The 17,399-nt window shown below is 43.8% G+C and carries 13 protein-coding genes and 1 pseudogene; 2 read left to right on the top strand and 12 right to left on the bottom strand.

Going from position 1 to position 17,399, the window contains the following annotated elements:
* Nucleotides 1-116: 116 nt before the first annotated feature.
* From cydC to MHI48_RS15230, 5 genes are all read right to left on the bottom strand, one after another.
* Nucleotides 117-1,844: a thiol reductant ABC exporter subunit CydC gene (gene cydC / locus MHI48_RS15250; RefSeq protein WP_076327576.1), complete on the bottom strand. Its 1,728-nt coding sequence runs from the start codon at nt 1,842-1,844 to the stop codon at nt 117-119.
* Nucleotides 1,841-3,664 (bottom strand): thiol reductant ABC exporter subunit CydD, encoded by a 1,824-nt coding sequence (gene cydD / locus MHI48_RS15245; RefSeq protein WP_405144537.1) that lies wholly within the window; start codon nt 3,662-3,664, stop codon nt 1,841-1,843. The genes cydC and cydD overlap by 4 nt, the downstream gene beginning before the upstream one ends.
* Before the next feature lie 14 nt (nt 3,665-3,678).
* Complete coding sequence (locus MHI48_RS15240) at nt 3,679-4,692, bottom strand: cytochrome d ubiquinol oxidase subunit II (protein WP_179086461.1); 1,014 nt, start codon at nt 4,690-4,692, stop codon at nt 3,679-3,681.
* The gene (locus MHI48_RS15235) at nt 4,692-6,056 is read right to left on the bottom strand and encodes a cytochrome ubiquinol oxidase subunit I (RefSeq protein ID WP_047842991.1); all 1,365 of its coding nucleotides are present in this window, start codon (nt 6,054-6,056) and stop codon (nt 4,692-4,694) included. Before MHI48_RS15235 ends, MHI48_RS15240 begins: the two co-directional genes overlap by 1 nt.
* 394 nt (nt 6,057-6,450) lie before the next feature.
* Nucleotides 6,451-7,842, bottom strand: a complete 1,392-nt coding sequence (locus MHI48_RS15230) for an MFS transporter (protein WP_076253071.1) — start codon at nt 7,840-7,842, stop codon at nt 6,451-6,453.
* Between the two features lie 109 nt (nt 7,843-7,951).
* Here MHI48_RS15230 and MHI48_RS15225 point away from each other — a divergent pair, with 109 nt between their 5' ends.
* A complete protein-coding gene (locus MHI48_RS15225; RefSeq protein WP_076253070.1) occupies nt 7,952-8,833 on the top strand; it encodes a LysR family transcriptional regulator in 882 nt (293 codons plus the stop codon).
* Nucleotides 8,797-9,024 (top strand): annotated as a pseudogene (locus MHI48_RS15220) (GNAT family N-acetyltransferase); the annotation flags it as partial. The gene MHI48_RS15225 and the pseudogene MHI48_RS15220, both read left to right, overlap by 37 nt.
* Before the next feature lie 65 nt (nt 9,025-9,089).
* Here the strand turns inward: MHI48_RS15220 and MHI48_RS15215 are convergent.
* The 7 genes from MHI48_RS15215 to MHI48_RS15185 form a co-directional block, all read right to left on the bottom strand.
* A complete protein-coding gene (locus MHI48_RS15215) occupies nt 9,090-10,274 on the bottom strand; it encodes an MFS transporter (RefSeq protein WP_083669662.1) in 1,185 nt (394 codons plus the stop codon).
* A 132-nt stretch (nt 10,275-10,406) separates the two neighbouring features.
* A complete protein-coding gene (locus MHI48_RS15210) occupies nt 10,407-11,831 on the bottom strand; it encodes a 6-phospho-beta-glucosidase (RefSeq protein ID WP_076253069.1) in 1,425 nt (474 codons plus the stop codon).
* Between the two features lie 28 nt (nt 11,832-11,859).
* The gene (locus MHI48_RS15205) at nt 11,860-13,749 is read right to left on the bottom strand and encodes a beta-glucoside-specific PTS transporter subunit IIABC (RefSeq protein ID WP_076253068.1); all 1,890 of its coding nucleotides are present in this window, start codon (nt 13,747-13,749) and stop codon (nt 11,860-11,862) included.
* A gap of 178 nt (nt 13,750-13,927) precedes the next feature.
* Nucleotides 13,928-14,809, bottom strand: coding sequence for a LysR family transcriptional regulator (locus tag MHI48_RS15200; protein WP_076253067.1), 882 nt, complete (start codon nt 14,807-14,809; stop codon nt 13,928-13,930).
* A 128-nt stretch (nt 14,810-14,937) separates the two neighbouring features.
* Nucleotides 14,938-15,693, bottom strand: coding sequence for a carboxymuconolactone decarboxylase family protein (locus tag MHI48_RS15195; RefSeq protein ID WP_076253066.1), 756 nt, complete (start codon nt 15,691-15,693; stop codon nt 14,938-14,940).
* A 198-nt stretch (nt 15,694-15,891) separates the two neighbouring features.
* Nucleotides 15,892-16,866, bottom strand: a complete 975-nt coding sequence (locus MHI48_RS15190; RefSeq protein WP_405144535.1) for a hypothetical protein — start codon at nt 16,864-16,866, stop codon at nt 15,892-15,894.
* On the bottom strand, nt 16,866-17,357 hold the full coding sequence (locus MHI48_RS15185) for an RNA polymerase sigma factor (protein WP_405144534.1): 492 nt from the start codon (nt 17,355-17,357) through the stop codon (nt 16,866-16,868). Before MHI48_RS15185 ends, MHI48_RS15190 begins: the two co-directional genes overlap by 1 nt.
* Nucleotides 17,358-17,399: the final 42 nt, after the last annotated feature.

The raw sequence follows: 17,399 nt of genomic DNA, 5'->3' as shown, positions 1-17,399 counted from the left end.
CAAGGAGTATATGCACTGCATCCTTTGGGGTTTAGTTAGATTTATAAAAATTGATTTATTGAAATTTTCTTCATTAACGACAACCGACAGTATTATCAACTCAATAGACTAGATTCTCACGCCCCGGCGTCTCCAATCATTTGTCGTTCAATTTGTTTCATTTCATAAAAATAGCCTTTTTGCTCCATCAGCTCACGGAAAGAACCTGATTCCACGATCTTGCCTTGGTCCATGACCACAATCCGATCCATCTCTTCCAATCCCGTCAGCCGATGGCAGATCAGAAGAAATGTATCTTCGGATGCTTGTGCAAGAAGATGCTGGAGCACATGTTTCTCTGTGACGTAATCTAACGAAGAAGTTGGTTCGTCCAGAAGCCATAACCGTCCTTTGCGCAGCATGGCCCGTGCGAGAGCCAGCCGCTGCTTCTCACCATCCGACAGGTTCTCCCCTTTTTCATAGACCATGTCGGTCAACAACTTATTCGGCAGTTGGACTTTATCCAGCACAGCCGACAGTTGTTCATCCGAATGTTCTTCTCCATTCAGCAACAGGTTGTCCCGGATGGTTCCCCGGAAGAAGTGGCTTTGCTGCAACACGACATTCGTCCCTTGCCAAATGCTCTCTTCATTCAGTTCCTTCACCGAAACATCGTTTAATCGTATATCGCCAGACGTTGGTGCGCGCAGCTTGAGTAACAAATCGATAATCGTTGACTTGCCTGACCCGCTCGGCCCGACAATCGCTGTTTTGGAGCCTGCTGCAAGTTGCAGAGATAGCTCCCTCAGCGCCGGTCTCCATTCCCCTTCATATTGGAAGTTAACAACGGATAGGTCAATCGAAACCGCCTGATCGGCTGAAACTTCACCGCTTGGCTGTACAGGTTGTACATCGGAGGTTGGCACCGTTTCCGCCAGTCGCTGAGCGGCGTGTTCGCTGTCCTGCTTATATAGAGGCAATATAGCCATTGCGGCAGCTTCTTCGAACACGGTCTGCGTGGCCAGGATCAGCATGGCAAGAAATACACCGGCAAATGCTCCATTCACAATTAAGAAAGCGCTGAGTGCTAGCACTCCCCATGTAACGAGATACGTCACAAAAACGTGCATGGACTGCCCGCGCAACAGGTGCGAAGCGGCTTGTTTCTGCTCCGTTGCCAATGCAGCGGAAGCCTGCTGAAGCTGTTGCTCACGCTGTTCCAATTGGCCGTATACTTTCAAATCCCTGAAACCATACAACACTTCGGTCACTTCCGTGGACAGCAAGGCCCGTTGCTGGCGGACACGTCCGTTTATTTTTCGCTGACCTAACAAGACAATACCTGGTACAACAAATGCCGTAATTAGCATACCTAGTACTAACAAACACGCAATCCAGATCGAAAAGGCCGAAGTGAACAGCATGGTAGCCAAAAACACCATAACGACCATGATGGGTGGATACGCGACTCGCAAAAAGTAATTTTGCAAACTTTCCACATCACCCACGATCCGCGCAAGCAGATCCCCGCTTCGGTTTTTGTTCAATATACCTGGCGTTACCGGGATCAGTTTGGCAAAAAAGGACGTCCGCAAACGGCTCAGCATGGAGAATGTCGCCCTGTGCGAATACAAGCGTTCCCCGTAGCGACTTGCCGCTCGAAGGAAACCAAGTAGTTTGACCATGGAGGTGAGTACAATTAAGGTGTACAGCGGTGGCGCAAATACTGTTTGAGATATCATATAACCACTCGCGGAAAAGAGAGCTACCCCTGCTATGCCGGCGATAAATCCGCCCAATATCGAAAGCAAGATATCCTTGCGCTCCTGAATCATCGCTTTTGACAGAATCGTCAGCTCATTCATGCTAACCCTCCTTTCCGTTGTACATCAACCATCTCCGCATATTGAGGCAGGCGCGCCAGAAGTGCTTCATGATGTCCTGAATCCACTAATACCCCACTATCCATAAACAAAATGTTGTCCGCATGTTGAATTGTATATAAACGGTGTGCCACCGTAATCATCGTTGCCGTTTTGGCAAATGCCGCAATGGATTGTTGCAATACCTGCTCGGTGTGTAGATCCAGTCCTACGGTGGGTTCGTCGAACAAAATGACGGATGGTCTCTTCAGAAAAGCACGTGCTAAGGCAAGTCGTTGCTTTTCCCCACCAGACAGCCCCCGGCCACCTTCACCAACAAACGTATCCAAGCCCTGCTCCAATTGTGCAACAACGCCAGTAAGTCCTGCTTCATCTGCCGCCTGCTCAATTTCAGCTCTGGAGACGTTCCGACCCGCGCCAATCGCGATATTTTCGGCAAGTGTACCTGCAAAAATATACGGATGCTGTGTAATATAGCTAACACGTTCAAACCATGCAGCCTCATCATGTTGCGAAAGCTGGCTTCCGTTAACCAGAACCGCTCCCGAATCTGGTTTCAGTAAACCGGCAATGAGATGAAGCAGCGTGGTTTTACCTGAGCCACTTTTGCCTACAATAGCAATCTGTTCTCCTGGTCCAATTGAGATCTGTCCTGTCTCAAGTCCAAAGGAATCAGGTGTGTACTGGAATCGGACATCGTTCAGTTCAATGGTTGGTGGCATTCTTATCGACTCTGTACGAGCTGTACGAAGCTCTTCCGTCTTTGCAATTGCATCGACATCGGTTAATTGGCTTTGATCCGATCCTTCTTCAGGCTCCGTTTGTGTGCTCTTGATACTTGTTTCCTCAAGCATTTGTTCCACCTTACGAATGGCCCCCATACTGGTTCGCCCGCTGTGAAAAGCCGTTCCTGTATTCTTCAACAGACTGTAAAACTCAGGGACGAGTAACAACACAAGAAAGGCTGTGTGGAAGCTCATCGATTTGAAAACCAGTAATTGAATAGCCAGTTCAAGCGCGACAATACCAATGCTTAACATCACGATCGATTCCAGCATAAACGTATTTGTAAATGCAATCTTCAAAATTCCCATGGTGGCATCACGATACCCCAGACTGCTACGTTCAATTTCCTGCTGCTGACGTTTAGCCCGTCCGAATATTTTTAACGTAACCAGCCCTTGAAGCGAATCCAGAAACGTACCGGAAAACTCAGCCAGTTGCGCGTATTTTTCTTCTGATTTGTTCTTTGTCTTGAGCCCAACCAAGATCATGAACAGCGGGATAAACGGTGCCGTAAACAGCATAATCCAGGCTGTGTTAGAGTGCTGCGTAAACGTAACAACCAGAATCAGAATCGGGATCATCGCAGCTTCCATCATACGCGGCATGTACTGACTGAAATAACTGTCGGCCTCATCCACAGCATCCAAAGCAACACTGACCTTTCCTCCCGTCTGTCCACTCAGGGTTGAAGGCATGGAAGCGCGGGTCAGGTTCTGCAACACAGATGCTCGCATATTCGTCTTGGCGCGTGCTGCCATATGCAAGCCCACTTTCCCATTGCCATACGACAACAGTGAGCGTACAGCCATAACAACCAGTAATAGGACAAGCAACAGCATCACTGATGAAAAGGAAGCTTTCTCTACAAAGATTCGCTGGACTGCTTCAGCCACCAAAGTGGCCTGGCTTATAATAGCTACACCAAGGGCCAGCGAAATGATCGCAAGGAGAAGTCTGTTTTTTCGTTGTAAAGACATTTGCTGCGAGATCAGATTGGATTTGCCTCTCCTTTTCATTGAACGCTCCTCCTTTATTTTTTCCCTTTCACATAATCCGCATCAAACAGGAACAGTTTGAAGACCAGGATTAGAGAAGGAATTAACAAGCACAGACCACCGATAAACACAACGACGAGTGCAAAGCCCATTGCAGGTGATGTGGCGCTACTCTGAATGGTGATGTATGGATCGAGAATGTAAGGATATTGCCCAATCCCGTAAGCGAAAAAGGCTGTGAGAAATTGCAGCATGATGCATATAAAAGCTAAACCATAACGGCGTCCGTTATATAACAGCCACATGGCAATCATGAAAAACGCAACGGAAAGCGCCAGCAGCCACCATAAATCCATCATATTTTGAAAATGACGCTCATTGTGTTGACCCAAATATATAAATGCAGTCAGCGCGAGAATAATGGTCGGTGTGCTCCAGAACAAAGCATAGTTCCGCATCAGCTTCAATGCCGAATGGTCCTCTGCGCGAGAAGCGTAAAATGTGAGAAATGACCCACTAATGAACAATACGGACACGATGGCTAGTCCAACAATGCTCCACGATAATGGATTCGTAAATAGTGCCCAGTAATCCAGGGAAACGGTATCTCCCTGCTTCAAAATAAAGCCACCTTCAGACAGGGTCAGTGCCACTGACAATGACGCTGGAATAAGTAGACCCGTAGCTCCGTATAAGAACAAATACACGATACTTTTTTTGGAACCATAATTTTCGAAAGCATAGAATGAACCACGAATGGCAAGTAAAATGACGGCAATACTTCCCGGAACAAGTAGCGCGGAGCCATAATAGTAAGCAGTATCCGGAAAGAATCCAACGATGCCAATATAGAAAAAGACAAAAAATACATTGGTGATCTCCCAGACCGGTGATAGATAACGGGAGATCAGACGATTAATCAGGTGATCCTGCTTTGTCAGGCGTGCATAAAAGGCGAAGAAACCTGCTCCAAAATCAATGGAAGCTACAATAAGATAGCCGTACAAGAACAGCCAGAGTACCGAAATACCAATTAATTCATAACTCATTATGCCTGGCCCCCTTTCTCGGCTGATTGATCATGCTTCTCCTTCAACCATTTCTCCATCTCGAGTTCAGCAGGATTGTTATTGAACAACCGTCTCAGTACGACGACACACATAACGCCTAGCAGGATGTAGAGAAGCAAGAAGACGAAAAATAAAATTCTCACACTCGGTGAAGAAGTAGCGGCCTCTTCTACCCGCATATAACCTCGGATGATCCATGGCTGCCGCCCGATCTCTGCATAGAACCAACCCATCTCAACGGCCAGAAAAGCAAGCGGTGCACTCAGTGCAACCATACGAAGCATCCACTTGTTAAACTGATTACGTTTCTTCCAGAATACAAACAGGAAGTACAGACTTGATATAGCAAGCAGAGCGAATCCAATACCAGCCATTAGATCAAATAAATAATGCACAAGTAAGGGCGGGTGTTCATCTGGTGGAAATTCGTTCAGCCCGGTTACCTCGGCGTTAAAGTCTCCAAAGGCAAGGAAACTGAGCAGTTTCGGCAAATGAAGAGCGCCTATAATTTCATGTTCTGCATTCAGCCATCCCAAAAAAATCAAATCCGCGCCGCTTTCCGTCTCGAAATGCCACTCGGCAGCTGCGAGCTTCTCCGGCTGATGCTCAGCCAAAAATTTGGCAGACACATCTCCAGCTAAGGAATTTAATAAACTGAATACCAGCACAACGGCCATCATGAGATTCAAGCCTTTTTTGTGGTAGGCCGACACCCCTTTTCTCAGCATCGCAAAGGCTGCTATTCCTGCCAACAGGGCAGCTCCTGTCAGATAAGCCGAGCTTAATACGTGGAATACTTTGGAGAAGGTCGCCGTATTCAGCATCGCTTGTACGGGGTTCACTGCCATGAATTGACCTGCTTCCATGACAAAACCTTCAGGCTGGTTCATGAATCCGTTCACTGTTGTAATAAAAACAGCAGACATGCCTGCCCCGGCGACAATTGGGATGGTCAGCAACCAGTGGATATATGGATTTTTGAACCGATCCCACGTGTACAGATAAATACCCAGGAATATTGCTTCAAAAAAGAATGCAAATACTTCCATAAATAGTGGCAGTGCAATGACATTCCCGGCCAGCTTCATAAAATTCGGCCATACCAGGGCCAACTGCAGTGATATCGCTGTACCTGTCACAACACCAACAGCCACAGAAATGACAAACCCTCTGGACCACCTCTTTGCCATAAGTATGTAATGGTGATCCTTCTTCCGAATGCCGATGAACTCTGCAATAGCAATCATCAAAGGTACACCGACACCAAGCGTTGCAAAAATCACGTGGAACCCGAGCGTCAAACCAGTCACCAGCCTGCTCCATAAAACCGTATCAATAGCCATTCTTTGTGTTGCCTCCTTTCAAACTCTGTTCAATTTAGAAACATTCAATATCAGATTTGGCCAAGCTCAATGCAGAATTGCGAAAAATTTCACAAAGTTAGGTATGACGATATCTTGCCACACCTATAATGCGTTTACTCCTGTAGGCCCCCGATAATAACAATCATTGGATGCCTATTAAAATCTGATATTGATGCACTTAATGTACTAACCAAGCCTATTAATCAAAATTATTATATCTTTATTTTTACCTAATTCAATCAAAGACACGTCTTCTACCCTAAACGTTCAAGAAAGGATCAACTCTTTCTGACAACTTGGTGAAAATCAAAAAATACACCCAATGGAGCTATTGATTCATTGGGTGTAAACGTGTTATTGCACGGAAGATTCTCTATTTTACTTTCTCCGGACTCACCGCACCTGCCTCGCGACGTACGCTCATGATGATCAGTGATGCAGCTAATACCGTAAGGATGATTCCAAGCATCTGAAATCCTGTCACATTGAATGTATCCCCCATAACAATTCCAATCAATAACGACGATAAAATGGTCCCCAGGTAGCGTGATGTATTAAAAATACCCGATGCGACTCCAATCATTTCTTTCGGTGTGCTTTTAAACAGTGCTGCTTGCATACCGACCGCGTTTAGGCCGTTACTTATGCCAAATAAAGCTAAGGCAACAATGATTATGAAGATTGGAGAAGTTTCATTCATAACAACGATCAATATAGATCCAAATGTCATTAAAGAAGCGGATACGATCAGAGCTGGCCGTGATCCTGATCTGTCAATCCAGCGTCCTGCGATCGGAGCAATAATGACTGAGCATAACCCCAAAGCTAGCATGCTCATTCCTGTATGAACTTCGTTGAGATGACGTACCTGCTTCAAATACGTAGGAACTCCAAAAAAAAGTGCGTAAAACAGGATGTTCACCAGCATGTATTGCACATTCACCCAAGTCATCTCGGGATATGAGGCAAACGTTCGCAGAGGGATAAAAGGCGTGGCTGCTTTTAATTCATGTCGGATGAACATGACGAGTGCGATTAACCCGATCCCCCCTGTCAGCAGATGCCATGTTGAAATATCTCCTGTGGAATTTACTGATAGTAAACCGATGAGCAGAGTCACCAAAGCTACCGTAAACATCAGGATACCTGGTGCGTCAATTAACGCAAGCCATGGCCGAATGGACATGTGACCAGAGATAGACGGAGATTGCTCGTCCTTCGGGATTGTTTTCCAGGCGAACCAAAAACTCACCAAGACAAACGGAATATTAACGAAGAATATGCTGTGCCAGTCCCACCAATGAATCAATACTCCACCAATAAAAGGTCCAATTGCAGCCGCTCCAGAAAGGAATATAGCCAAGGTGGACAAGGCGGAGGCTTGTTTTTCAGTCACGTTCATTCTGACAATCGCCATTCCGACGGCCACCATCATACTTGTGCCAAATGATTGAACAATCCGGAATACGATGAGCCATGAAAAACTGGGAGACCACGGAGCTAACATGGACGATACAAAAACAATAACAAGACCCATGAGGAAGATCTTCCTGCGGCCAAACAAATCACTACACTTGCCCATGACGGGTTGAGCGACAGCACTGGCAATGTAAAATGATAAAATAATCCACGAAACGGCTGTAAAATTAAGTTGATACACTTGTTGTAGCCTGGAGATTGCCACCGAAATCATGGAGGAATTCAACGGATTCAACATAATTCCGAGTCCAACAGCTAACATCAATCCTTTATTTCGAACGTTCATTGGTGCACCTCTCTCTCTTCTGCTGTTATCTTACTTGAACGTATTCATTTATTCCAACGCATTATATGTTATGATTTGATGAACTAGAAGGAATGAAGGAATGGTGTAAATGGAACTTCTTCAACTAAAATATTTCCTGACAGTGGCCCGATGCGAACATGTTACGGAAGCTGCGGGAAAGCTGCATGTCACGCAATCCTCCCTGAGCAAAACGATACAACGATTAGAGGACGACTTGGGAGTCCCTTTATTTGATCGAATCGGGAGAAAGCTGCGACTAAACGACTTTGGAAGAACATTTCTTCAGCGAACTGAAAAAGCCTTATTTGAATTGGAACAAGGAAAGCGGGAAATCGCTGACCTCTCCAACCCGGATCAGGGTACACTGCAATTGGCGGTGACTACGGCGAGCACATTGCCAGGTATACTGCGGGAATTCCGGAAAAACAAGCCGGATATTCAGTTCCATGTGCAAATGGTCTCGTTAGAAAACATGTCCAGACTTCTGCATCGGGGCGAGGTGGACTTTTGTCTCTCCTCCCCTCCGATTGAAGGTGACGATATCGAATGTCAGATACTATATGACGACCCGATTGTAGTCGCTGTTCCTATGGGTCATCGATATGCAGACCGAAGCAGCATTCAATTAACCGAGCTTAAGGACGAGTGGTTTGTTGGGGTGAAGCAAGGGTATGGGGTTCGTGATATGGTAGATTCCGTATGTCAATCCGCTGGTTTCCTACCGAAGTATGTATATGAAGGTGATGAGCCTGCAAGATTAACCGCCCTTGTGGAGGCGGAGATCGGTCTCGCGTTTATACCTAGCACAGCCAGAAACCCGCATGAGCGCATTAAATATCTTCAGGTAGAGGAACATCAACTCGTACGGGAAATCGCTCTACTTTCGCACAAAAACAGGTATATTTCCAAAGCCGCTTTAGAGTTTCGCAGCGTGGTTATGGACTATTTCAGTGCTATGCCCAGAGCATAAATTCAATCCAGAGGAGTCCCTTTAAACATCTGAAATTCCACCGCATAGAAGCTCATATTAATGTGGATAACACCCCTTCCATGAAACTGGCAGAGAGTGTTGGTATGGAATTCGAATGCCTTCGTAAAGGGTTTATACACGAAAATAATGAATGGACCGATCACTTGGTGTATTACAAAAATTCTAATTAAAAAGTTCATACAACTCAATCTAAAACAAGGGAACTTCATCTCAAGAAGTTCCCTGTTTTCTATGTTTATTGAATATTCTTCTTTTTGCGATGAAGGGTTACTACTCCCAAACTAACTGCCGAAATCCATAATAGAATTATTGCATTACTTGAGACTAATGATTGCACTGTATCTAGTCGTAATAATTGCGTAATTAACCTTCCTTCATACGGTGAAAGTGTGGCTCCCAAGTTATACGCGATCAGAACAATGGTCGTACCCAGCTTTGCCATTTTGGCGATTTGTTGTGCAAAAGTATGCAATAAATAGGGCATTATACAGCGGAATGAAAACCCGATGATCATTGAGCAAACGGTAGTAAGCATGATACTTTGCGAGATCGTCGTAACGAACATCGAGCTTCCAAGTAACAGAATTGATAATGGAACGATATAGTTACCGAGTGATTTGTATACTTTTCCAAAAGAAAAACCGGCAACAAAAGCTCCCAAACCTATAAATGCAATCATGTTGCTTCCGTTTGTCGCAGTTCCGATATTTTTTTCCAAAATCAAAGGAGTAATCTGTAAATTATAATTGATGAAAATAGCTACTATTACAAATAATAAGAGACCATAGCCAATCATGACTTGAAGGGCTTTTTTATTATTAGTGTGGCTTGGATTCGTTGTGACCTCTTCTCTTCTATTAAGCTCTTTTTTATCAGAAGGAACGAAAATCAGGAATGCAATGAAAATAGGAAGTGCCAGGGCGTAGACATAAAATGATGTGTGCCAGCCCATTTTCAATAGTTGACCAACGAGTAGTGTTAGACAAATGCCTCCTAATCCCTCAAAGGCACTTTCTAAGCCAATTACGGTTGCTTGTTTACCTGGATTTTTATGATACATATCACTGATCATCTGAATGATGAGCCGGTTAAATAAACCTACACCTAACCCAAACAAACAGCGAGAAATGAACAGCAACGAAAAAAGGTCATGATACAATGCAGGGAATACTCCCGCAATGAGAACAAGTCCTAATCCAGTTAGTATAGTTGCTTTCTTCCCAATAAGAAGTTCAAGTCGATTAGCAATTAACACACCAAGAATGACAAATAATGAAGGTATGGTCGTTAATAATCCTACGTGTGTTACCGATATCTCTGGAAAATCATTGGTTATTGCAGGAATGTTAGCGGCAATCACTGGACCTGAAGAAATTAATAACGCAACGGACAATAACGAATATGTTCTAAGCTGCTCCATGGATATTATAAAAAACCAACTCCTAACTGTTTGTTTTTGCTCCATATGGCCAGTAGTTAGCCTTGATGTTGCGATAAATGGATAAAGCAGTAACACATAAGTCGATGACTTCATACGTTACTGCTCAGTCGATTAGAGTTCTTTGCCGTTACTTTGAATAACTTTTTTGAACCATTCAAAGGATTTTTTCTTGCTGCGTTTCAACGTACCATTTCCATCGTCATCTTTGTCGACATGTATGAAACCGTATCGTTTACTCATCTCTCCAGAACTTGAGCTTACTAGATCAATGCAACCCCAGGACGTGTAACCCAACAACTCTACGCCATCTTCTTCCACTGCTGTTATGAAAGCTTGGATGTGTTGACGCAGATACTCGATTCTATAATCATCCGCAATATATCCCGTCTCATCAGGAGTATCTATCGCTCCTAAGCCATTTTCAACGATGAATAGTGGCTTTTGATAGCGGTCATACAAGGAATTCATTGTAATTCTTAGACCTTCAGGATCGATTTGCCATCCCCATTCACTCGTTTTCAAATGAGGATTGCGCAGTGTTGGAAACAGGTTAGCTGCCGTTTGAGTATTTACTTCCGGGTCTGCACTAGTTAACCGCGAACCATAATAACTGAACGAAACGAAATCAACCGTATTATTTTTCAAGCATTCCTCGTCCCCGTCTTCCATGGCTAAATGAATATTCATTCGTTCTAACATTTTCTTGGCATAGTTTGGGTATTCTCCTCGGGATTGTACATCGACGAAGAAGTAGTGCTCGCGATCTCTTGTCATGGCTTTCCAGACATCATCTGGTGCACATGTATACGGGTAAGTGTTGGCACCTGCTAACATACAGCCAATCTTAATTTCCGGGTTAATTCTACGCGCAATTTCAGTTGCTTTTGCACTTGCGATCAATTGATGATGAGCCGCCTGATACTTCACAGCATCCTCATTCTCACCTTCTTCAAACACTAGGCCTGAGCTGCCAAAAGGTAGATGCAACAGCATGTTAATTTCATTAAAGGTAAGCCAATACTTCACTTTATCTTTATAACGGGTGAAGATCGTTTCACACAGTCTCTCATAATAATCCACCATTTTTCGACTTCTCCACGATCCAATAGTTTTCACCAAATGAATAGGGACATCAAAATGGGTAATGGTGACTAACGGCTCAATGCCATACTTCAAACATTCGTCAAATACATTTTCATAGAATTTCAAACCCTCTTCGTTGGGTAACTCATCATCTCCATTAGGGTAGATCCGAGTCCATGCCAAAGATAAACGGAAACACGTAAAGCCCATCTCTGCAAATAAAGCAATGTCTTCTTTATACCGATGATAAAAATCAATAGCCTCATGACTCGGATAAAAATGTTCTTGATCACACTCCAACATTTTTAACTGTCCTCGCATGACAGGAACACGATCTTTCCCTGCCGGGATTACATCAACTGTGGATAGTCCCTTGTTGCCTTCTGCATATCCACCTTCACATTGGTTAGCAGCAACTGCCCCACCCCACAAAAAGTCTTTTCTTAAAGTCATTAAAACACACTCCTAACCTGTAGTTTTGTTAAGCTTTGACAACCAACAATGTATTGTTAAAATCAATATTTTGGGGACTAGTCTCTGCGATCACATCCGAGTAACTATACGAATTGGTTACAATAACGGGCGTTTGAGTGACATATCCTTCTTGTCTGATTTTGTCCAGATCAAAAGTCAGCAAGGTCTGTCCTTTTGTAATTCTCTGACCTTCTTCAACGAACGCTTCAAAATATTTTCCGTTCAGCTTTACCGTATTTAAGCCGACATGAATAAGAATTTCGACTCCTTCATCGGATAATAGTCCAATAGCATGTTTCTTAGGAAATAGAGATACAATCATGCCATCAAATGGAGCAATGACTTTCCCCTCGCTAGGTTCAATAGCAATTCCTTTACCCATTGCCTCTGAGGCAAACGCTGCATCTTGTACATCCTGAAGTTGAATAAGCTGACCTTTAAGTGGCGTTGCAATAACAGAATCTTTAATTGTAATGACTTCATCCGCAACCCCACTCCCTTCGTTCGCATTTGAAACAGTGTTCTGTGAAGGTGCATCTTTTTCATATTTCAAACTGAGCAAATAGGTAAGTACAGCAGTTACGACAGTTGTTATAACAAGTGCGATCAAAATGTTATATAGATTCCAGATATTTTCACCAATGTACAGAGGAATCGCCGGGATTCCTGAAGCGCCTGTTGCGTAACGAGAAACATCCATTAGCCCTGCAAAGAGTCCCCCACTAGCAGCTCCAATCATACCCGCGACAAGTGGGTATCTCTTCGGTAAATTTACGCCGTAAAGAGCTGGTTCCGTGATTCCCATCAACGCGGTGATCCCACTGGAAGCAGAAATTTGTTTTAATGCTTTATCCTTGGTTCTCATCCCTACAACTAATGCCGCAACACCTTGACCTATACAATTGATCATCGCTCCAGGACCAAGGATATTCTCATAACCTGATGTGGTGATTTGAGCAATGGATAGAGGAACAATATTATGGTGCAGCCCAAACATAACCAGTATTGGCCAGAAGGTTGCAACCAGGAAAATAACCAGCCAGCTACCATGTGCGGCCAAGAAGTCAAAGCCCATCGCTAAATACGTTCCGAAAAATGACCCCAGTGGTCCCAACACGGTTAAGGCAAGAATTCCCGTTACTAAAATAGTGCACATGGGAACAAAAATAACTTTCACTGCATTCGGAATGATCCTTTTAAACAACGATTCAATATATGATTGTGACCAAACTATTAAGAGAATTGGAACTACAGAAGAACTATAAGATACAAGAGTTAGCGGGATTCCAAAAACACTTACGTCAGTCCCATCCAAACGCAATTGCGTCAAGTTGGGATGGAGTAAAACACCGGCTAAAACGAGTGCTAAGACGGGACTGCATTTTAGTTTGTTTGCAGCTGAAAACGCCAACAAGAATGGTAAAAAGTAGAAAATAGCATCTGACATAAGACTTACGACATAGTAGGTTTGGGAATCTTTTGAAATCCAGTTGAACAAAATAAGTAGAGCGAGTAATGCCTTGATCATACCAGCCCCAGCTATAGCGGGGACAATCGGACTAAATGTCCCCGAGACGAAATCGATTAATTTCCCCAAAATACTAACTTTCTTAACATCAGTTGGTTCACCCGATGAACTCGCGTTAGGTTGAAGATGCTTGATCACTTCTTTGTAAACGTCTTCAACATGTGTGCCGATGACGACTTGAAATTGTCCGCCGCTCTCAAGCGCATCAATAACACCATCAAACGATTTAAGCGCTTTTTGATCTGCTTTATTAGTATCATTCAGTGCAAATCTAAGCCTAGTCATACAGTGAGTCAGAGTGGATACATTCTCACTACCGCCCACTTTCTCTACAATATCTTGAGCCAACTTCTCGTATTTCTTGCTCATCCAATAATGCCCCCTCTTGTTGTTGCCATCTAAATGAATGAGACCAAAAGCGCTCTAAATAACTTCTCTTTGCAATAAAAAAAGCTATTTATCTGAAATACATAAAGGCTGCATTCATTACACCTTTAAAATATCATCTGATAAACAGCTATAGCCAATACCTATAATTCATACTTTATTATGCCTGAAAGGCATGCCTGATATGTTCCAAAAAACGTACCTCCGTTTGACTGAATACCTTATGTTTTTTCCAGACAATCACTGTTGGAAACTGAAGTTCCGGTTGAAAAGGTCTGAAGCATAATGTGTCAGACTGCTTCATTGCAAGCGCACCCTCAATACAGATGGCCGTCCCTAACCCCTCCTCTACGAGGTTAAGTATGTTAGATATTAAATTATAGGTCGCAACGAAGTTTAAATGTGCATACTCATCGGCAAACCAGCTTGCAATCTCATTCTGTACGACAGATCGGCTGGATATGAGCAGAGGCACTCCGGCTAAATCGGTTGAAGTGACATATTCTTTTTGTGCAAGAGGTGATGAGGTCTTCATAAGGACTCCCCAGCGCTCCTTCTGGGGCAGTCTGATGAAATCGTATTTCTCAATGTGAATGGGCTCTAACAAAATGCCCACATCGAGCAGTCCTTTATCGATTCGCTCCTTTATATCATCCCCCGTTCCACTATAGATGTGATATTTAACCTGCGGATACTCCAGATTGAAGTCTTTTAATAATTGTAAAATAACATTGGACGTTAATGATTCAACACTCCCGATCGATATGGTTCCTCCAACCAGGTTGTTCTGATCTTTAAACTCTTTCTCTGTTTTATCCGCAAGTGTGAGAATTTCTTCTGCTCTTTGACGTAGAAGCATGCCTGCATCTGTAAGTGTTATTTTACTTTTCCCGCGTATAAACAATTGAGTTTCTAAATTTTTTTCCAGATCAGCCAACTGTCTGCTTAACGTTGGCTGTGTCACATGTAAGATCGTTGCAGCATGTGTGATATTTTCTACTCGAGCTACTGTCAAAAAATATCGAAGTACTCTTAACTCCATAATTCCTCCTGATTTACGTTCATTTAAGTGTCTACTGAATCATTCATTTCTTTACTATACCTTCTTGTTAACCAGAAGAAGACAGTTGATTGGGATAATCAACTGTCTGTTGCTTCAAATAAAGAAGATTATTTCTCTGGAATGATTTCATTAACGCAGGCTAAAGCATTTAGTGTTCTAGGAAATCCCATGTAGGGAAGGCAGTGAGTTAGAGCGGTGATCATGGTTTCTTTATTATTGCCAACATTGATGTTACCCTGAACGTGTGCTTTGACTTGACTATCCGCACCTCCGAGTGCACTTAGTATACAAAGAGTAAGAAGTTCTCGTGTTTTCAGATCCAGACCTCCGCGGGTATAGAAGTCACCAAAACAAAATGCTGAAAGATAGTCTTGGATATGCTTCTGATTTGACGGGGCATTTTCCCGGTTTTTCTCAATAATATCGCCAAAAATCTCTTTTTGAATACCAAGTCCTTTGTCAAAGCGATTATCTTCTTCAACCCGTTTTTGACTTTCAAGAGGCAGTGCAACATTTCGCTCTTTTAACACTTCATTTATTTCCGATATGGCATTTAAGGTTTTGGGGAATCCCAAATAAGGTGCGCATTGATAGATTGCTTCTTGGATCTCCGTTGGAGTCAACCCAACATTTAGCGCTGCACGAGTATGTGCTTTGAGCTGTGGCAACGTTTGATTAGTAGCCAGTACAACCAAAGTAATAAGCTCTCGTTGCTTATCGTCAAGAGTACCTTGATCAAAAATTTCACCAAATATGAAGCGACTTAATATGTCCTGAAATTCAGGATCTGTAGCATATGCCGCTGGAACTCCCTCGCCGAATAACCTTTTATATGTTTCCTGGCTCTTTTCGATTCGATTCATATTCATCTAACCTCCTGTTTCTTTTTAGTTAAAACTAGGTGTACCCATTTTACATTGAAAGAGGAAAGAATCCATATCCTATTCATATCATTTTATTGCCTAATCCTATCAAATGATTGTTTGTTGATGAAAAAAGCGAACAAAGCACTTGCGTGCCCTGTTCGCTCTTCTTGGTGCAGCCATGTTACTGTCTTCGCCTTACTCGCCCAAGCTGTCCCAGAATGATTGGAACGCGCCTTTCTCCACTTCCAGGAATGCCGGAACATTACCATAACGAACCAGAGCTTTTTCACCAAACAGAACCAGTGGGACCTGCGTTTTGTCTTCCAGCGTGAGATAGATGATCTTGCGATCTTCCTTGCCGTAGAGGTTCTCTTCCAACTCCGGACTCGTTGCGATCGGTTTGGCAGCATTTAGCGATGAGATAAAGCTGCCCAGTGCTTCATCCGCTGCTAACGGTTGAAGCTGCTGCAATCCATTGTTCCAGCTGTCGAACGTCTCCCATTGCGCCGAGGCGATGTTGCCTTCGAGATGAAGCTTGCCGATCAGGTCGGCACCAGTACCAATAGTGATCCCGTTGTTCTTGTCGAATAACTGAGCATACACCTGACCATCGATCTCGGTGTAAGACATGATGCGGAAATCCTTGTCGTAGCCATTGACCGCATAGATGTCTGCTTCGCCAATGTTGGAAGCAAGCTCCGTATATTTATCCTGGCCGCTCAGTTCATTGATGCCACCAGTTGTAGTACCAAGCTTTTCACCCCGCAGGTTGAGTGCATTTGCGCCTTCAAGCAATGTTGGGGACTGTGTATATACGTTTCCTCCATATACAACCAGTTGCATCATATCAGCCATCGCGCCTTTGCCCTGTGAACTCGGCAACTCCATCTTCGGAATCACGATCGGATCAAACGATGCTCCTGGAGTCACCGCTGCCACCTGTGGTGTTGGTGCGGCTGGTCCATTGAATTGTTGCCATACACTTGGCGCAGCCAATCCAATGCTGGCAGCGATAACAACACTTGCTGCAATGTATAGTGGTTTACGTTGACGTTTTGGTCCCTGATGTTGCGTGTTTAAGGATTGCTCTACCCGTTTTTTCATTTGCTCGTTTGTTTTCATATGATCCACCGCTTTCTTGTAGTTTTGTTTGAATTGTTCTTCGTTCATTACAGTTCCTCTCCTTCCAGCTCCAGTTTTAACAGCTGTCTTCCTCGTTTCAATCTCATTTTCACTGCTGATTCGCTAATCTCCAGGATCTCGCTAATTTCTCGAATCGGATAATCTTCGTAATAATACAGATGAACCACCGATCTATACTTGACGGTCAATGACAGCACAAGTTCGATCAGCGCGTGATCTTCAGGGTTGTCTGTTGTAAGAGGATCGACTCCCTCCAGCTTGACCTCCCGTTTGCGCCAGCCTCTGCCTAATAAGGATTTGCAATGATTGGTGATGACCCGAATCAACCATGCTTTTTGATGCTCCGCATCGTTGAACGTAGGGGCTTTTTCTATTAGTTTGATGAAGGTATCCTGAGTGGCTTCCTCCGCGTCTTCTCGTCTGCCGAGGTGCACCATGGCAATCCGGAACAGCGTATCCGCGTATGTCTCATAGACTTTCATCACATGATCGCCCAGCTGGGGCACTGATCGCTGCATGGTTGTTATGCCCTCCTTTATACCTCTAACACTCTTACGGAC

Origin of the sequence: Paenibacillus sp. FSL H7-0942, assembly GCF_045040715.1 — a bacterium.
Taxonomy (GTDB): domain Bacteria; phylum Bacillota; class Bacilli; order Paenibacillales; family Paenibacillaceae; genus Paenibacillus; species Paenibacillus amylolyticus.
This window is presented reverse-complemented; position numbering and strand designations above follow the sequence as displayed.